The 16,437-nt window shown below is 32.6% G+C and carries 17 protein-coding genes; 8 read left to right on the top strand and 9 right to left on the bottom strand.

The annotated features are described in order from the left end of the window. The first annotated feature begins 15 nt into the window (after positions 1-15). The 3 genes from gltC to CM54_RS10385 all read left to right on the top strand — a co-directional run bounded on the left by gltC (position 16) and on the right by CM54_RS10385 (position 2,948). On the top strand, positions 16-897 hold the full coding sequence (gene gltC / locus CM54_RS10395; RefSeq protein WP_037550977.1) for a glutamate biosynthesis transcriptional regulator GltC: 882 nt from the start codon (positions 16-18) through the stop codon (positions 895-897). 150 nt (positions 898-1,047) lie between these two features. Continuing rightward, entirely contained in the window at positions 1,048-2,160 is a 1,113-nt protein-coding gene (locus CM54_RS10390; protein WP_030061234.1) for a YibE/F family protein, read from the top strand. Then, positions 2,157-2,948 (top strand): YibE/F family protein, encoded by a 792-nt coding sequence (locus CM54_RS10385; RefSeq protein WP_002434556.1) that lies wholly within the window; start codon positions 2,157-2,159, stop codon positions 2,946-2,948. Before CM54_RS10390 ends, CM54_RS10385 begins: the two co-directional genes overlap by 4 nt. Before the next feature lie 56 nt (positions 2,949-3,004). Here the strand turns inward: CM54_RS10385 and CM54_RS10380 are convergent, their stop codons facing one another. Both CM54_RS10380 and CM54_RS10375 read right to left on the bottom strand, forming a co-directional pair. Beyond that, positions 3,005-3,469 carry a GNAT family N-acetyltransferase gene (locus tag CM54_RS10380; protein WP_037550975.1) on the bottom strand — a complete coding sequence of 155 codons (465 nt, stop codon included), beginning with the start codon at positions 3,467-3,469 and terminating at the stop codon, positions 3,005-3,007. An 8-nt stretch (positions 3,470-3,477) separates the two neighbouring features. Then, positions 3,478-3,873 (bottom strand): NUDIX hydrolase, encoded by a 396-nt coding sequence (locus CM54_RS10375; protein WP_037550973.1) that lies wholly within the window; start codon positions 3,871-3,873, stop codon positions 3,478-3,480. A gap of 184 nt (positions 3,874-4,057) precedes the next feature. Here CM54_RS10375 and CM54_RS10370 point away from each other — a divergent pair, with 184 nt between their 5' ends. Both CM54_RS10370 and CM54_RS10365 read left to right on the top strand, forming a co-directional pair. Next, the gene (locus CM54_RS10370) at positions 4,058-4,327 is read left to right on the top strand and encodes a hypothetical protein (protein WP_037550971.1); all 270 of its coding nucleotides are present in this window, start codon (positions 4,058-4,060) and stop codon (positions 4,325-4,327) included. 184 nt (positions 4,328-4,511) lie between these two features. Beyond that, entirely contained in the window at positions 4,512-6,017 is a 1,506-nt protein-coding gene (locus tag CM54_RS10365) for a glycosyltransferase (protein ID WP_037550969.1), read from the top strand. A gap of 66 nt (positions 6,018-6,083) precedes the next feature. On the opposite strand, the gene CM54_RS10360 is transcribed toward CM54_RS10365, so the two are convergent. From CM54_RS10360 to CM54_RS10345, 4 genes are all read right to left on the bottom strand, one after another. Then, entirely contained in the window at positions 6,084-7,094 is a 1,011-nt protein-coding gene (locus tag CM54_RS10360) for a LysM peptidoglycan-binding domain-containing protein (RefSeq protein WP_037550967.1), read from the bottom strand. Between the two features lie 436 nt (positions 7,095-7,530). Continuing rightward, on the bottom strand, positions 7,531-8,376 hold the full coding sequence (gene gmpC, locus CM54_RS10355; protein ID WP_037550965.1) for a dipeptide ABC transporter glycylmethionine-binding lipoprotein: 846 nt from the start codon (positions 8,374-8,376) through the stop codon (positions 7,531-7,533). Positions 8,377-8,425: 49 nt separating this feature from the next. Beyond that, on the bottom strand, positions 8,426-9,085 hold the full coding sequence (locus CM54_RS10350) for a methionine ABC transporter permease (protein WP_037550963.1): 660 nt from the start codon (positions 9,083-9,085) through the stop codon (positions 8,426-8,428). 2 nt (positions 9,086-9,087) lie between these two features. Continuing rightward, entirely contained in the window at positions 9,088-10,113 is a 1,026-nt protein-coding gene (locus CM54_RS10345; protein ID WP_002434132.1) for a methionine ABC transporter ATP-binding protein, read from the bottom strand. A gap of 265 nt (positions 10,114-10,378) precedes the next feature. On the opposite strand from CM54_RS10345, the gene CM54_RS10340 reads away from it, so the two are divergent. Then, a complete protein-coding gene (locus CM54_RS10340; RefSeq protein WP_037550961.1) occupies positions 10,379-11,311 on the top strand; it encodes an alpha/beta hydrolase family protein in 933 nt (310 codons plus the stop codon). A gap of 97 nt (positions 11,312-11,408) precedes the next feature. On the opposite strand, the gene CM54_RS10335 is transcribed toward CM54_RS10340, so the two are convergent. Together CM54_RS10335 and CM54_RS10330 are read right to left on the bottom strand one after the other, a co-directional pair. After that, the gene (locus CM54_RS10335) at positions 11,409-12,554 is read right to left on the bottom strand and encodes a bifunctional cystathionine gamma-lyase/homocysteine desulfhydrase (protein WP_002434084.1); all 1,146 of its coding nucleotides are present in this window, start codon (positions 12,552-12,554) and stop codon (positions 11,409-11,411) included. Beyond that, positions 12,547-13,455 carry a PLP-dependent cysteine synthase family protein gene (locus tag CM54_RS10330; protein ID WP_037550959.1) on the bottom strand — a complete coding sequence of 303 codons (909 nt, stop codon included), beginning with the start codon at positions 13,453-13,455 and terminating at the stop codon, positions 12,547-12,549. The genes CM54_RS10335 and CM54_RS10330 overlap by 8 nt, the downstream gene beginning before the upstream one ends. A 336-nt stretch (positions 13,456-13,791) precedes the next feature. Between CM54_RS10330 and CM54_RS10325 the strand changes: the two genes are divergently transcribed. Then, positions 13,792-14,331 (top strand): pentapeptide repeat-containing protein, encoded by a 540-nt coding sequence (locus CM54_RS10325; RefSeq protein WP_002434461.1) that lies wholly within the window; start codon positions 13,792-13,794, stop codon positions 14,329-14,331. Between the two features lie 78 nt (positions 14,332-14,409). Next, positions 14,410-14,958 carry a hypothetical protein gene (locus CM54_RS10320; RefSeq protein WP_002434499.1) on the top strand — a complete coding sequence of 183 codons (549 nt, stop codon included), beginning with the start codon at positions 14,410-14,412 and terminating at the stop codon, positions 14,956-14,958. Between the two features lie 49 nt (positions 14,959-15,007). Here the strand turns inward: CM54_RS10320 and CM54_RS10315 are convergent, their stop codons facing one another. Continuing rightward, positions 15,008-16,336, bottom strand: coding sequence for a sodium-dependent transporter (locus tag CM54_RS10315; RefSeq protein WP_037550957.1), 1,329 nt, complete (start codon positions 16,334-16,336; stop codon positions 15,008-15,010). Between the last annotated feature and the right edge of the window lie 101 nt (positions 16,337-16,437).

The raw sequence follows: 16,437 nt of genomic DNA, 5'->3' as shown, positions 1-16,437 counted from the left end.
TAAGGAGTGGCTATTGTGGAGATTAAACAACTTAAATACTTTGTAGAAGTGGCACGTCGTGAGCATATATCAGATGCAGCTTTAGAATTAAACATTGCGCAGTCAGCGGTAAGTCGTCAAATCACACAACTTGAGAAAGAGTTGAACGTAACCCTTTTTAAAAGAAGTGGTAGGAATATCATCCTCACCTCCGAGGGAAAGAAACTCATGTCTCAAGCTACTCAAATTCTCAAACAAATGGACCACACGATTCAATTATTTAAACAGAAAGCTTCTACAGATCAACGGACGATTTATATTGGTTATGAAGAAGGCGACATTTCACAAATGATGTTGCCACTAGTGCAATCCTTTGAACAACAAAGTGAGAGTATTATAACGCCGCAACTCTTGAAACATAATCACATTGTAGATCGAGTAAATTCGGGCCAACTCGATATAGGGCTTATTGAAATGACTAAGGATATAACAACACAGACAGAACTTCATGTCACACCTTTATTCGAAGAGAAATATCATATGTATACGCCTAAAGACCATCCTATTACTTTGACAACTCAACCCCTTTTAACTCAACTTGAAAATGAATCACTATACTGTCTCATGCCTTTCGCCAACTCAATAAAAAAGAAACTCGAACAATTAATTAAAGCAAATGTGTATACATTATCGAATAAACAACTTGCTCAGTATCTCGTGCGTCAAGATAAAGGATTTATTATTAGCAATGAAAACATTCATCTTAATGAAAGCGAAGATTGGGTCCGAATTCCTCTTTCACATACTGAATTAAAAAGAACAATATGCGCCATCACTAAATATGATAATAAGAAAAAAGATATAGATTTAGTATGGCATTATATTCATACTATGATTAATCAAACGGCTCAATTTTAGTTGAACACTTCGTTAATCACACTCGCTTTATTTATAAAATCCGACGAATCATTCAATTAACTCGTTTTGTAAATTTTTGTAATCATTGATTAATGGGCGTATAATCACTATGTCAATTTAATACACTAAATTGAGAATTGAGGTTTAAATATGCAGTTCAAATCTTTTTTTAAACAGCCTTTCAGTTGGATGATTATAATTTTTTGTTGCATCTTTCTTGGCTTATTTATATTTACGTTTTTTAACGATAAATTTTACAATATGCCGATAGGGAAAATTACAAATGTACATCCTATTCACACTGAAAAAATTACGGATGAACAACACAATAAAGATATTAAATATAAAGAAAAACTCACTTTAGAAATTTTGAATGGTAAATTTAAAGGTCAAACAGCAACGATTGACCACCAATATGTAAAATCTCAAGCGGACTCGGAGTCATTTTCCAAAAATGACAAAGTGTTATTACATATTTCTAAGAAACCTAGTGATGCCAATATTATAGAGAAAAAACGTGATGGTTTGGTTGTGGCAATAACAGGAATCTTCCTACTCACAGTACTCATCGTTGGTAAAAAAGTTGGCTTACAATCAATATTATCACTAATCATCAATACGATTGCCGTCATAGGGGCAATCTATATACACAATCAAAATGGGCAAATCAACTTATTCCTATTAATGACGATCGCGATTATTGTCTCGACAACGTTAACCCTATTACTTGTAACTGGGTGGCACATGCGTACACTCGTCACAATAGTAAGTACACTCATTGGTACATTTCTTTGCGTTGGAATTACAGAATTAGTGATTAAAATGACAGGTGGTAACGGGATTAAGTATGAAACAATGACCTTCCTTACACTACCTCCTAAAGACGTCTTTCTCGCTTCCGTCTTAATTGGAACGCTCGGAGCTATTATGGACGTAGCCATTACGATTTCAAGTGGAATGTATGAAATTCTTCAACGTACTCCAAATATAACAATGGGTCGTTGGGCGCTTGCAGGGCGTCATATTGGCCAAGACATTATGGGTACAATGACCAACATTTTACTTTTTTCTTACCTATCTGGAAGTTTACCAATGTTTCTAATTTATTTGAAAAATGCTAATACAATCACTTACACCATTTCAATGAATTGGTCATTAGAAGTTGCTAGAGCCATGACAGGTGGCATAGGCATTGTGTTAACAATTCCTATTACCATTGCATTAATGGAAGTATTGCTAAAATTGAGAGGTGCTAAACAATGAGTGCGATAACAATTTTAGGCTTATTACTCTTGGTTCTAATGATAATTTTCGGAGGAAAAAAAGGTCTCATTTCTTTCTTCACACTATTTTTAAACTTCATCATACTTATTATTAGTATCATTTTAATAATTTTTGGTGTACCGATTTACTTAGTAACTTTTATCTTCTGCATAGTTATTGCTGCTGTGAACTTATTCGTGTTAAATAGTTATAACGTTAAAACACAAGCAGCATTTATCGGTACAATAATTACGACACTCATATTGATACTAGTTATTTTCCTATCGGTTAAGGTAGGTCATCTTCAAGGGTTTGCGACAGAACAACAAGATGAAACATATGTGTATTCAATGAATATTGGTATTGATATGATACAGTTTATGGTTTTTACAATCGTTTTGGCTGTTATAGCCGCTGTAATAGATTTAGCCATTACAATTAGCTCACCAATGTATGAATTAAGCGAGACCAATCCGGAACTAAATCAAAGACAACTATTCACTTCTGGCATGCGAGTAGGTAGAGAAATTTTAGCTACTTCTGCCAATACTATTTATTTAGCATATTTTGGGGGTCAATTAACTTTATTTTTCTGGTTCTTTAAATTACATTATTCTTTTGGACATATTATTAATTCTAAAATTTTCGCTCAAGAATTTGTGTCGATATTACTAGGAGGCATTGCAGTTGCACTCAGTATTCCAATAACTGCATGGGTAACTGCTTTGATGATTAAAAATAAAAAACGTAAAAATTCTACTCAATCACAACAACTTAATAATGATTAATATATTTAAAGACCCCAGTGCCTTATTCTCTTAGCATTGGGGTCTTATTATTATGATTAAATTTTTAGCGACATCACGTAAACAGGTCGCCCTATTAATTCACTATCATGTGTGTGGCAATAACCAGCTTGCTCATATAAATTGATTGCTTTCTCATTATCTGTATTTACTGCTAATGTAATTTCATTAATGCGTGGATAATGTTGTTTAATATATGCAGGCAATATTTCAAGGGTCCTCTTACCTATGCCTTGTCCTCTATAACGTTGATCAACACTAAATGATCTAAAGAAAATGGCCTTTGGATTATCAGTGAATGGTTTAGGCCCATTTCCTTCGTGTAAAGTGAAAAACGCGATACACGACTCATTATTTATAACTAACGTAGGATGTCTATCACTATCTTGATTAGCCGATTTGATGTTTTCAACTGGTGATTTCGTAAATTTATAGTCACTTTCTAGAATTTCTAAGTTTTCGACTTGCTCAAATAATTCCGGTTCATATGCTTTTAAGTACACGTTTTCACCTAGCCTTTTTCTTTTTTAGAAAATTGGTCTATCCAAGTCAATACGGCAGGTGCTATGTTCTCTGAATCATTGATATTAAACCATCTAATATCAGTAATTTCATTGTCAGTAGTTATACTGGACCAATCAATAGCTTTTGTCGTTTTAAATCCGTTTAATTCAGTAAGCGTATCTGGTTGAGGATATGCCTTTCCAACAACAGTACCTATAAATTCTAAATCAGTTTCAGCCAAATCGAGGCGTAACTCTTCTTTAAGTTCTCGTTGTAACGCCTCAACATAGCTTTCACCTTCATCGATTTTACCACCCGGGAAATAATATTTATCTCTATTACGAACTTGAACGAGTAAAATTTGATTTTCTTTCTCTTCAACTAAACAAACACATTTAATCATTCGAATAAACACCCTACCCTATTCTTTATTACTTCAAAAAGCTTTTTATATTTAGTATTATGTTATCATAAATTAAATGATGAAGTGATTGAGTTCAAAATGGATAATTTTGAGTATAACAATATATCAATCATTTATGAGCGTATGCTTTTCATGCAAAGATATCATTCGGAGGGAATTTTTTATGGCAAAACAAACTGGCGCTGTACGTTTATCTAACTTATTTAACATGGCAGGTTTCATCGTCGACGGTTATAATGGAATACGTCACGATGCTAAAAATAAACAAATGGTATATTTATCATTGGGTCTAAGTGCTATCGGTACAATCATCGATTTTTATGTATCTATTAAGTCACCATCAAAATTACGTAAATTAGGTGCGATTACTTCATTCGTGATAAACGGTTTACGCTTATTTACTAGTTTCCGTAAAGTTAAAAATGAATATTAAAGATTATGATTGAGAAAGGAAGACGAAACAATTAGTACATTCTTAAAGAATGTACTAATTGTTTCGTCTTTTTTTATTCAATTTTCTTGTAATTTTCATAAAAATCTTTAACATGTGTGATAATTAATTTTTGATAGTATTCTAATGCAACAGTATGAAGGTAACTACTAAAGGAGACATTTACATGCTTTACACTGTCACAACAACACTTCCTATTTCTCACGGTGGAAGAACCCAAGCTCTTTTAAGACGTATCAAACTTATAGATGAAGAATTTAACTTACCTACTAAAATTCTTACCACGAACTATTATGGCAACTACCCAAGTGTCTACAAACGTTTTTTAAAAGAAAATAAAATTACTAAAAATATAGAGTTTGAAAATATGTATGAATGGTTGTCTAATTTCAAACTTTATAAGGTTCCCAAAACTTTTATTACTAAAAATCCTAAATACGTTAAAACTAAACGTAAAATTAAAGGTCTAAAATATGAATTAGGCAAAGACCAAAGCGAGGTTTATTACTATAATAAGAAGTCATATGTCCGTTTTCGCAAATATTATGGCCAATCTGATGTTCTTCAATATGAAGACTATATCTCGCCTTCAACTGGTTTAAAGTATGAGCGACATGAATATAATTTATATGGCTTACTTCACAGAAAAATCTTCTATGTAAATAACTCATCAATAAGACACAGTGATGAATTAATAGATGCTGAAGGTACCATGTATTGTAAAAGATATTTTAATAATAATGAGAAAAATAAAATTAACTGCGTCGAGTTATACGAAAATGGCAAAGTTATTAAAACTTTTAAAAATGATAAAGTACTTGCGCAATATTACTTTCAATCGCGTTTTAAAGACAACGATGTGGTGTTTAGTGATGCAAGATTTTTAGATGCACCATTAATTAAACAAACACATCAGACTAAAAATATCTTAGTCTTTCATAGTTCGCATTTAAAAGAGGGTAAAACTAAAAAATCTTATAAATATGCTTTAGAACATAGCAATAACGTGGATAAATATATAGTACTTACGCATCAACAAATGCAAGATATTCAAGAGATGTATCCTATTGAAAATGAACGCTTTGAACTCATACCTCATTTTATAGAACTCAATCATAGAAAAGGTGAAAATGAAGTTATACAAGAAGATCGTTTCATTTATATCGGTAGATTTAGTGGTGAAAAACAAATGGATCATTTAATTAAGGCTTATGATAAGTTTGTTAAAAGTGGTCATCAAACAAAATTACATTTATTTGGTAGGGATGAAGATAATCAATTACCTATGATGAGAAGCTTGATTGCTGAGTACCATCTTGAAGATATGGTTAAAATTTCAAAATATACAAAAAAGCCTTTAGTAGAATTTGAAAAATCGAAAGCTTCTATATTAACAAGTAAGTATGAAGGTTTTGGATTGACTATTATGGAGAGTATCGAAATGGGTTGCCCTGTTCTATCATATGACGTTCGATATGGACCTAACGAAATTATCAATCATGGAGAAAATGGTTATTTAATAGAGGAAAATCACATCGAGCAATTAGCTCATCGAATGATAGACATTGTGGAACATCCATTAAGAAATGTAAGAAATCAAGAGAAATTAACATATTCTGCAGCAGTAAAGAATTATCATCACTTACTAAGAAGTCTCAATTTAAACATCTAAACACAGTAAAGCTGACGAGGATGAGTGACCTCGTCAGCTTAATTTATTGTTTATATGATATATCACTTAGTGAATAAATTTATAATTTCTAACTTGATATGAAGGGATAGTTCTATAAGTCATGTAACCTGGTGCTGCACTCCAGTTCATTTCAGAGACTAAAATACTACCATCACTATTCACGCGTTCAACAAAGGCTACATGACCGTAGTAACCAGCGTCAGTTTGAGCAATTGAACCTACTGTCGGATTATAATCAATAGTATAACCATCTGCAGCTGCTGCGTTGTCCCAATTATTTGCATTCCACCAATATGTGCTGATACCTTTTCCGATTTCAGAACGACGGTTAAACACGTGCCAAGTACATTGACCCCATGTATATAAGTTTTGGTGGTAGAAAACTGGCGTATAATAGCCACCACTTGAAGTTGATTTACTAGTAGATGAACTACTTGAACCTCCACTACCTCCACCTGGCACTTTTAATTTTTGACCTGGATAGATAAAGAAATTAGAAAGTTCATTTAATTGCATGATTTTTTGATATGAAGTACCGTACTTACTTGCAATTAATGATAAAGAGTCACCATATTGAACAGTGTACGTAGATGTACGACCTGAGCTACTTGAAGTCGCTTTTTTAGAGCCACTTGTAGATTTAGACGTTGATACTGATCCAGAAACCTTTAACTTCTGACCAGGTACAATTAAGAAGTTATTTAAACCATTTAACTTCATAATATTTTTATAAGTAGTTCCGTATTTAGCTGCAATAGATGATAATGAGTCTCCCGCTTTTACAGTGTACACTGAACCACTATTAGATGATGTCTTAGATTTTGACGCGCTAGATGATGATCCTGATACTTTAAGTACTTGATTAGGGAAAATTAAGTTTGAAGTTAGGCCATTAAGTGATTTTAATTTAGCAATTGAAATACCGTATTTATGAGAAATTGACCAAACTGATTCTCCACTTTTTACTGTATGTGTCGTTGCTGCATGTGCTTGCGTAGTTGCTAAAGCACTAATTGCTGTTGTTCCGATAAGGGCAGTAATATATTTTTTTTGCACTTGAAATCCTCCTCTACTTGTCTTTTTTTATCCCCGAATTTTTTAATACAAGCACATTATACTCTTTAATTATGTATAGGATGTGTGTTTTAGATGACATTATGATTACAAAATATTATTTCATTTAAAAAATAGTACTCCAGACAAATATCATTATGCCTATCTAAACTAATACAATTTATCATAAATTACAATGACAATTTTATTACGAATTCACTAATGACAACTACACAGTATTACCCTCACAACTGAATACAATTTTCATTCTATTTAAAAAGTAATATCAAAAGATAAACGAATTAAGTAGAACGTTCAATAAAAACAAAGATATTTACATAACTTTCATAATGCCTAAAGCAAGAAAATACTGCCGACAAAATGATATTTTGTCGGCAGTATTGAAATGAGTATTACGTCTTAAATATAAATTTGTTAATTATTTTTCAACTAAGTCATCTTCAATTTCTTTGATTTCTTTTTTAGATAAATCTACTGCTTTTTCACCATCTTTAGTGTCTTCTTTAAGCGCTTTTTGGGCTTCTTTAGAATGATATAATTCTACAATTTTCTTATATGTTTTATTATCCATATCTTTAGAGTTTACTGCTATAACATTAATGTATGGTTTCACAGCGTCTGAACTTACTTTTTCTAAATAAATTGGGTCCTTCTTAGCATCTTTACCTGCTTTAGTTGCTACACCATTATTAATAACTGAAATGTCTACATCTGATAATGCACGTGCTGTTTGTTGTGCATCTACAGCTTTGATTTTGAGATCTTTGGGATTGCTTTCAATATCTTTAGTAGTTCCATTTAAACCGAAATTCTTTTTCAATTTAATTAATCCAGCAGACTCTAATAATTTAAGCGCACGTGCTTGATTAGATACATCGTTAGGAATGGCTATTTGAGCGCCCTTTTTAACATCTTTAATATTTTTAATTTTATCAGAATAAATACCCAGTGGCGCAAGAACAGTTGTACTTAGCGCTTGAATTTTAGCATCTTTATGCGCTTTTTTATATTGATCTAAAAATGCAAAGTGTTGAAAAGCATTCATATCAATATCACCGTCACTCAAAGCTTTATTAGGTACGTTGTAATCTGAAAAGTGTTTAATTTCTAAATCTATATCATCTTTTTTAGCTAATTCTTTTACTTTCTCCCAAGCTTTTGTATCATTAGAAGCTACACCAATAGTTACTTTTTTGTCATTATTGCCTCCACAAGCAGCTAACACAATAACTGCCGCTATTAATAAACCAAGAATTTTCTTCATCTAGAAAATGCCCCCTAACAATTGTAATTTTCAATATATAATTAAGTACTTAATTTCTACGAATAACCCTTGAAATAAAGTTACCTAATGACTGAATAACTTGTACGATAATAATTAACACAATGACAGTAATAATGATTACCATCGTATCGAAACGTTGATAACCGTATACTAATGCAAGATCACCTATACCGCCGCCACCTACAGCACCTGCCATAGCCATACTACCAATAAGACCTATAATTGCTGTAGTTATAGCTAAAATCAGTGAACCTAATGCTTCAGGTAACAAAAAGTAGCGTATAATTTGAAGAGGTGATGCCCCCATCGCTTTAGCTGCTTCAATAATACCGTCATCTACTTCCAGTAAAGAGTTTTCTACTAAACGCGCTATGTACGGCGCTACATAAACCGTTAGAGGCACAATAGCCGCCGTCGTCCCTATAGATGTACCTACTAACAATTTAGTAAATGGCACGATTGCTATAAGTAAAATTATGAAAGGGATAGATCTTAAAATATTGATTATAGGATTTAAAATTTGATGTAACACTAGGTTTTGCCAAATACCATTTTTACGGGTCACTACTAATAAAATCCCTAAAGGTATACCAATTAAAGCACCAATTACTAGTGCTACAGTAACCATATACAATGTTTCATATAATGCTTGAAACAGTTGGGATGCATCTAAACTTGAACCAAACATATTTATTGCACCTCCTCAAATTGAATATGCCGTTCAGTGAAATATGTTTCTGGATTAAATCGTTTAAACTGCGAATCATGCTCAAATCTCAACCACATATAACAAACGGTTTCATCTTGAATATCTGACATAGATGAGAAAAGTACATTCACATTTAGCTGATGACGATGAATCAATTCATTTAATAATGGCCTCTGGATTTGTTTCGCGTCTAAGAATAATTTATAGTCAGAGAAATCATCTTTTCTACTTCGGTTGAACGATTCTCGCAAACGTTTCGAAGGTTCAGTACTAATGACTGTTGATACGAAGTTTTTAGCTGTTATTGTTTGAGGATGACTAAAAACGTCTTTTACTGTCCCCATCTCCACAACTTCACCATTCTCCATCACTGCAACACGATTACAAATCTTTTGAATGACACTCATTTCATGGGTAATCATCATAATCGTTACACCAAATGTCCGATTGACATTGCTTAATAACTTTAATATCGAGCTCGTTGTTGCAGGATCTAAAGCACTTGTAGCTTCGTCACAAAGTAAAATTTTGGGATTTGTTACTAAAGCACGTGCGATTGCTACACGTTGCTTTTGTCCTCCTGATAATTCATCAGGAAACTGATTCTTCTTATCAGCTAGTCCAACAAACTCTAGCATTTCATTAACCTTTTCTTTAATTTCATTTTTATTCTTTTTACTCAAAATAAGGGGCATAGCCACGTTTTTATAAACTGTTTTAGAATTGAGTAAATTGAAATGTTGAAATATCATTCCGATATCTTTTTTAACATTTCTTAAATCTTTTTCTTTATAAGTATCAATTTCATGACCATCTACAACAACTTGGCCATCTGTCACTTTCTCCAGTTGATTAACTAGTCGAACTAGTGTACTTTTACCAGCACCACTATATCCAATGACACCAAATATATCGTGTTTATCTATCGTAAATGAAATATTTTTCAAAGCATGTACAGTCTTATTCTTTTTCTTAAAGACTTTGTTCACATTACGAAATTCAATCAATTCGACTCACCCTCATCAATTCTGATTATACTTATCTGAATATTTGAATTATATTGAATTGTCTTAATACCGTCAATAGTATTTTTTGATTTTTTTAAATCTAATAAATATTCTGAATAATTAATATCGTTTTTCGTCCTATGATGTTGGTGAGCATTCTTTTTGTCCTCTTAAATATCTTGAATTTTAAGCAAATTAATTCATCATACTTATGCTTTTTAATATACTCAGAATCACCTCATTTCTATAAAGAAAGGAAGAGATTATGAGTTTAAGTGAATTTAAAATACCAACTTCAACGTCAATATTGTCAATGAAGCCTATTGTACTACCCGCTTCCTATAGAGGAATAGATTTACAGCTAAAGGTCTCTTTCCCTAATGAAGGACATCAACTTCCTATTATTTTATTAGCACATGGATTTGGTTCATCTATGGAGGGCTATGGACCCTTAGCTGATTTTTACGCAAGCCATGGTTTCATAGTTATTCAACCAACTTTTCTAGATTCAAGAACGATAAATTTAGATAAAGATGATAAAAGACAATCAGAACTCTGGAGATATAGAGTGCAAGATATGAAAAATATCATCGATCATTTAGATCAAGTCACTGAAGAAATTCCAACATTACATCAACGAATTGATAAAGATAATATTGCAGTAGTGGGTCATTCATTCGGAGGTCAGACTGCCGGCAATCTACTTGGTCTACAAGTCTTTGATCCATTAACAAATTCTTATACCGATTACCTAGATTCAAGAGTGAAAGGCGGTGTACTGTTAGCAACTGCAGGTGAAGGTGGAGATAAATTAACTCAATTTGCCAAAGATAACTTCCCATTCCTTAATCCGACATTTAAACACATGTCCAAACCTGCTCTTATAATTGCTGGGGATAAGGATGATTCTCCATTAACACAGTTAGGGCCTGAATGGATAGAAGAACCTTACTATTTAAGTCCCGGTAAAAAATCATTGCTTAAATTATATGATGCCGAACATTCTCTTGGCGGCATAGCTGGATATGAAGTGAAAGAAACCACAGATGAAAATCCAGAACGAGTATCATTAGTACAGTATGTGACTTGGGCATATTTACGTTCATTATTGGATATTGAACACGATAGTTGGAATCACGCTCAATCCGTTTTAGATGATAAAAATGCAATGGGAATCATTCAATCTAAAATGCATTAAAATTACAACTGCACACTCTAAAAATTGTTTTATAAAAATAAAAAAACGGTAATGTTTATTCGTCTAAATAAACATTACCGTTTCTTTAAATGATTAACTAATTTAATGTGTCTAATGCATGACTTAAATCATTCACAAGATCATCTGTATCTTCAATACCAATTGATAATCGAATTAAGCCATCAGTAATACCTTCTTTTGCGCGGACATCCGCTGGTATAGAAGCATGTGTCATTAATGCTGGTACTGAAATAAGACTTTCAACTGCACCTAAACTTTCAGCTAAAGTGAAATATTTTGTAGCATGAATCACTTGTTTAGCCGCTTCAGTGTCTTTCACTTCAAATGCAATAACACCAGTGTGTCCACTTGCTTGAGATTGGTGAATATCATGATTCAAATGACCTTCTATACTTGGATGGAAAACTTGTTGAACTGACGAGTGGTCTTGCAACATTTTAACAATACCTTCAACATTGCGATTGATTTGTTCCATACGTAAACCAAGTGTTTTAATACCTCTTACTAATAAATAACTATCTTGAGGTCCAAGAACGCCACCTGTTGAATTAGAAATAAAACCTAAACGCTCACCCAATTCATCATCAGCAGTTGCTACTAAACCAGCGACCACATCACTATGTCCACCAATATATTTAGTTGCCGAGTGTAAAACGATATCAATTCCGAAATCTAGAGGATTTTGATAATAAGGTGTCATAAATGTATTATCAACCACTGAAATAAGATTGTGTTTTTTAGCAATTTCAGCTGATGCTTTTATATCAGTTACACGTAATAATGGATTTGATGGTGTTTCAATGTATAACATTTTAGTTTCTGGCTTAATGTATTTTTCAACATTTTCAATATGCGTTGTATCTACAAAATCAACTTCTACACCAAATCGTGTAAATACTTTAGTTAATGCACGATATGTTCCTCCATAGACATCAGAGTTTAAAATTAAATGATCACCTTTATCTAACAACATTATAACTGCACTAATCGCAGCCATGCCTGAACCAAACGCGAACCCATGCTTACCATGTTCTAAATCCGCAATAACACTCTCTAGTGACGCACGTGTTGGATTAGCTGTACGTGAATATTCATACCCTTGTCTTAAATCACCGATATCATCTTGTAAATACGTACTCGTTTGATAAATTGGCGTTGTTACTGCTCCAGTATAATCATCAGTTGTATGTCCACCATGTATCATTTGCGTTTTTTTATTCATTGTCATTACTCTCCTTATAATTGAAAATTTGTTTCGACATATAACGGTCACTACCATCAGGGAATATCGTTACGATTACGCCTTTTTTAATGTGTTTTTTTAATTCTAAGGCACCTTGCAATGCAGCACCAGATGAACTTCCTACTAGTAATCCCTCTTTATTAGCGATGAATTTGACGTTATTAAAGGCATCCTTATCTGAAATAGTAAATATGCCATCCACTAAATCTCTATCTAAGAATGTAGGCCACTTTTCAGAACCTATGCCCTCTGTCGCATGCGCGTGTATTGGGCCTCCATTCAAAATAGATCCTTGAGGCTCAACTATATAATTCTTAACTCCCAGTGTTGTCATATGTTTCGCAACACCAGTAAATGTACCGCCTGAACCTACACCTGCTACGAAATAATCAATATGGTCTAATTGATGAGTGATCTGTTTGGCTAAGGTATTCGTATATGCACCAGGATTGTCTTCAGTACCAAATTGATTCATATACAACGCATTGTATTTTTTAGCATAAGACTTCGCTTCTTCTTGCGCCCCGATCATACCGTCAACTTTTGGTGTTCGCCTAACATCTGCACCTAACGCTTTCATAATTGAGATCTTCTCCTCTGAAAAGCCCTCCGGTGCAAAAATAACGCATTTGACTCTGAAACGGTTCGCAGCTATGGCAAGTCCTATACCAGTGTTTCCAGCTGTCGCCTCAACAATTGTGCCACCTTCTTTGAGACGCCCATCCTCAATTGCCGTTTCAACTAAATATTTTCCTAGACGATCCTTTACACTGCCTCCAGGGTTGAATTGCTCTAGTTTCGCATATATTTTTACATTTTCATCACTAAAACTTTCCAATAACACCAGTGGTGTCTGCCCAATTAAATCATAAGCTATCATATTCCATCTTGTCCGATTAACGCTCTACACGTCTCACGAACGTAACCTACTTTCTAATTTATGTTTTTTAAATTCTTACTTATCAGGTATGAATTATAAACGAAACCTTCCCTTTTTGCAATTTTCGAAAATGAAAAACACATACTAAGCGAAGAAATCAAATCACTTTTGCGAAATATAAAAACCTTAGAAATTAATTAAAAGTCAATCATATGTGATTATATGTGCAACATGTTATCATTAAAGTGAATAGAGCTAAGTTAAAGATGTATATACACATCTAAATATATGAATCCAAAATTGAGAGAAATTATAAACTAAAGGAGATAACAAATTATGACGAAACGTGACTTGTCCTTATCAGTATTTACGAAAGAAAATTTTAAAAATCTACGTTATACATCGTCTAATTTTAGAAATTCAATGTATGATGAATTAGAAGTTAATAAAAGTCGTTTTAAAAACTGCAACTTTAATGAAGGTATTTTTAAAAATATAAAAGCGATTTCTAATAGTAAGTTCACTACATGTGGTTTTAATAATTGCATCTTTGAGAGTGTTCATTTTTATAAGAATCAATATAAAGACACAACGTTTGTGAATACATCATTTGATGAAACTGTTCTTAATAACATGGTCTTCCAAGATATCTTGTTCGACGAAAATCTCGCTCGTAATGTTAAAATGACGGACACTACATTCAAAAACGTTAACTTTAAAAATGTTGAAGTTGATAATGCTTCATTTGAAAATGTTAAATTCAAAAATTGTGCGTTCGATAATGTAGTCATTAAAAATGCTACAATGTCTCAAAAACTTATAAATGAATTACAAAAGCAACACGTCGAATTAGAGAATGTTCAACCTTCAAAGTAGATTTAATATAATTATGTTTAAGATAGGTCTAAGCTAGGTAAATTAAACCTAAATTAAAACTTTTGAGGAGGCCTTTATATGAATGTCACTGGCCATTATGAAGAATTTGATAAAAGTAATTTAAATAAAGAAGATTTAACATCTTTTGATAAAATTAAGCAAAATATAGAGAAAATTAAACAACTTAATGATTCAAATTCGGAAGATAGTAAAAAGCTTGAACAACAAATACAAAAAGATTTAAATGATTGGAAAGAATATTTAAAAGATGAGTTTAGACCTGATAACGAACCAGAAAAAGAACGTTTATCCAATATTAATGATAAGGTTAAAAGTGATTTAGATGCAGCTTTTAATTATAAAAATGGCGCTAAAGTAATGAGTTTATTAGAACCTGCTTATCAACGTAGTAAACGTGACTTACCTTATGGTAGAGCGCTCATCATTTATAGCGATAGTAGCATTGTAGAAAATGCTAAAACGTTCTTCGAGTCTAATGAAGAAAATGAAAAATTAGCACATTTTATTTTAGATAAAAATATTGAATTAAGCGAAGAAATTATGTCTGATGATTTTGTAGAGTTACTTAAACTAGATAAAGCATATCTTGAAGCATACTTTAACTAAAAAATAAGGGATCGTTACCAATGAATTATTTTTCTGGTAACGATCCCTTTTATACTAATTGAACGATAAAGACTAATATAATCACCACTGGCATTACAAATTTAATTAAATAATACCAAGGTAAGAATAATTTGAACTTGTCTTTACCAAAGCTCTCCTGTAATAACTTTTTATCTAATAATTGACCTACAACTAATGTGGTACCTAAAGCACCTATTGGCATTAAAATGTTTGAAACAATAAAATCCATGTTATCGAAGATGGTGCCCGCACCTATTTTCACACCACTTAAACTACTAAATGAAAGGGTAGCCGGAATGCTAATCACAAATACTAATATACTGCCGATGAATGCTACTGGTTTACGTTTACGATTATCATTTTTAGTAAAATTAGAAACATTTAACTCTAACAATGAAATAGAAGATGTCAATGCTGCAAATAAAAACAATACTAAAAAGATAAAGTAGAAAATCGCTCCAAAGTGCATTTGATTAAACACTAACGGTAAAACTTTAAATAATAAACCAGGACCTTCTTGAGGTTGGTAACCAAACGCTTTTAAAGCTGGGAAAATGGCTAAACCTGCTAAGATAGACACTAGAATATTCATAACTACAATTGAAATTGCTGAAGATTTAATAGTCATTTCTTTTGGTGCGTAGCTTGCATAAGTAATCATTCCTGTTGTACCAAGTGATAAAGTAAAGAAAGATTGCCCTAATGCAAAGAGCACACCTTCCATTGAGACATCATGAAGTCTTGGTTGTAAAATATAGCGCACGCCCTCTAGCGCACCGTCTAAAGTTAAAGATTTTACTACAATAATTAATAAAAAGATAAATAATAATGGCATCATAATTTTAGATGCTTTTTCCAAACCTTTTTCAACACCGAGCATAACAATAATCATCGTTAGAAAAATAAATATACCTTGTCCGAGTACTGTTAGCCAAGGATTACTAATAATATCTTCAAATTTGATACTAGTTAGAGAAATGGGCTTGAATGATAGTGCTTGTACAATAACATTGCCCATATAGATGATGATCCAACCACCTATAACACTATAAAATCCAAATAATATTAATACGGCTAAATTCCCATTCCATCCAATGAGATTTAACCATTTCTTACCAGTTAATTTACTATAAATTTGAGTCGTATATGTACGCCCCATCTTGCCTACAGTAAATTCCATTATGAGTAACGGAAGTCCTACAAAAATAGTGAAAATCAAAAACATTAATAAGAATGCGCCACCGCCGTATATTCCGGCCATGTATGGGAATTTCCACATTGCGCCTAAGCCAATTGCAGAACCTGCGCTAGCTAGGATAAAACCGGTAGATGTCTTCCACTGCGATTGGTTGCTCATTTTACCAACTCCCTTTAAAGCGCTAAAGTGTTTTTGTGCTTAAATACCACTGTATCACGAGTTGATTTTAAGTGCAATGTACCTATATATTGTCAGAATAA

Origin of the sequence: Staphylococcus sp. TE8 (genome assembly GCF_000692055.1) — a bacterium.
Classification (GTDB): Bacteria; Bacillota; Bacilli; order Staphylococcales; family Staphylococcaceae; genus Staphylococcus; species Staphylococcus capitis.
Note: the sequence above shows the minus strand (reverse complement) of the source record. Positions and strands in the feature narration are given on the sequence as shown.

Bases quoted from the DNA above. Each gene is read 5' to 3' on its own strand.
- CM54_RS10390 (WP_030061234.1), top strand. From the start codon at position 1,048: ATGCAGTTCAAATCTTTTTTTAAACAGCCTTTCAGTTGGATGATTATA.
- CM54_RS10385 (WP_002434556.1), top strand. From the start codon at position 2,157: ATGAGTGCGATAACAATTTTAGGCTTATTACTCTTGGTTCTAATGATA.
- CM54_RS10375 (WP_037550973.1), bottom strand. From the start codon at position 3,873: ATGATTAAATGTGTTTGTTTAGTTGAAGAGAAAGAAAATCAAATTTTA.
- CM54_RS10370 (WP_037550971.1), top strand. From the start codon at position 4,058: ATGGCAAAACAAACTGGCGCTGTACGTTTATCTAACTTATTTAACATG.
- CM54_RS10365 (WP_037550969.1), top strand. From the start codon at position 4,512: ATGCTTTACACTGTCACAACAACACTTCCTATTTCTCACGGTGGAAGA.
- gmpC (WP_037550965.1), bottom strand. From the start codon at position 8,376: ATGAAGAAAATTCTTGGTTTATTAATAGCGGCAGTTATTGTGTTAGCT.
- CM54_RS10350 (WP_037550963.1), bottom strand. From the start codon at position 9,085: ATGTTTGGTTCAAGTTTAGATGCATCCCAACTGTTTCAAGCATTATAT.
- CM54_RS10340 (WP_037550961.1), top strand. From the start codon at position 10,379: ATGAGTTTAAGTGAATTTAAAATACCAACTTCAACGTCAATATTGTCA.
- CM54_RS10335 (WP_002434084.1), bottom strand. From the start codon at position 12,554: ATGAATAAAAAAACGCAAATGATACATGGTGGACATACAACTGATGAT.
- CM54_RS10330 (WP_037550959.1), bottom strand. From the start codon at position 13,455: ATGATAGCTTATGATTTAATTGGGCAGACACCACTGGTGTTATTGGAA.
- CM54_RS10325 (WP_002434461.1), top strand. From the start codon at position 13,792: ATGACGAAACGTGACTTGTCCTTATCAGTATTTACGAAAGAAAATTTT.
- CM54_RS10320 (WP_002434499.1), top strand. From the start codon at position 14,410: ATGAATGTCACTGGCCATTATGAAGAATTTGATAAAAGTAATTTAAAT.
- CM54_RS10315 (WP_037550957.1), bottom strand. From the start codon at position 16,336: ATGAGCAACCAATCGCAGTGGAAGACATCTACCGGTTTTATCCTAGCT.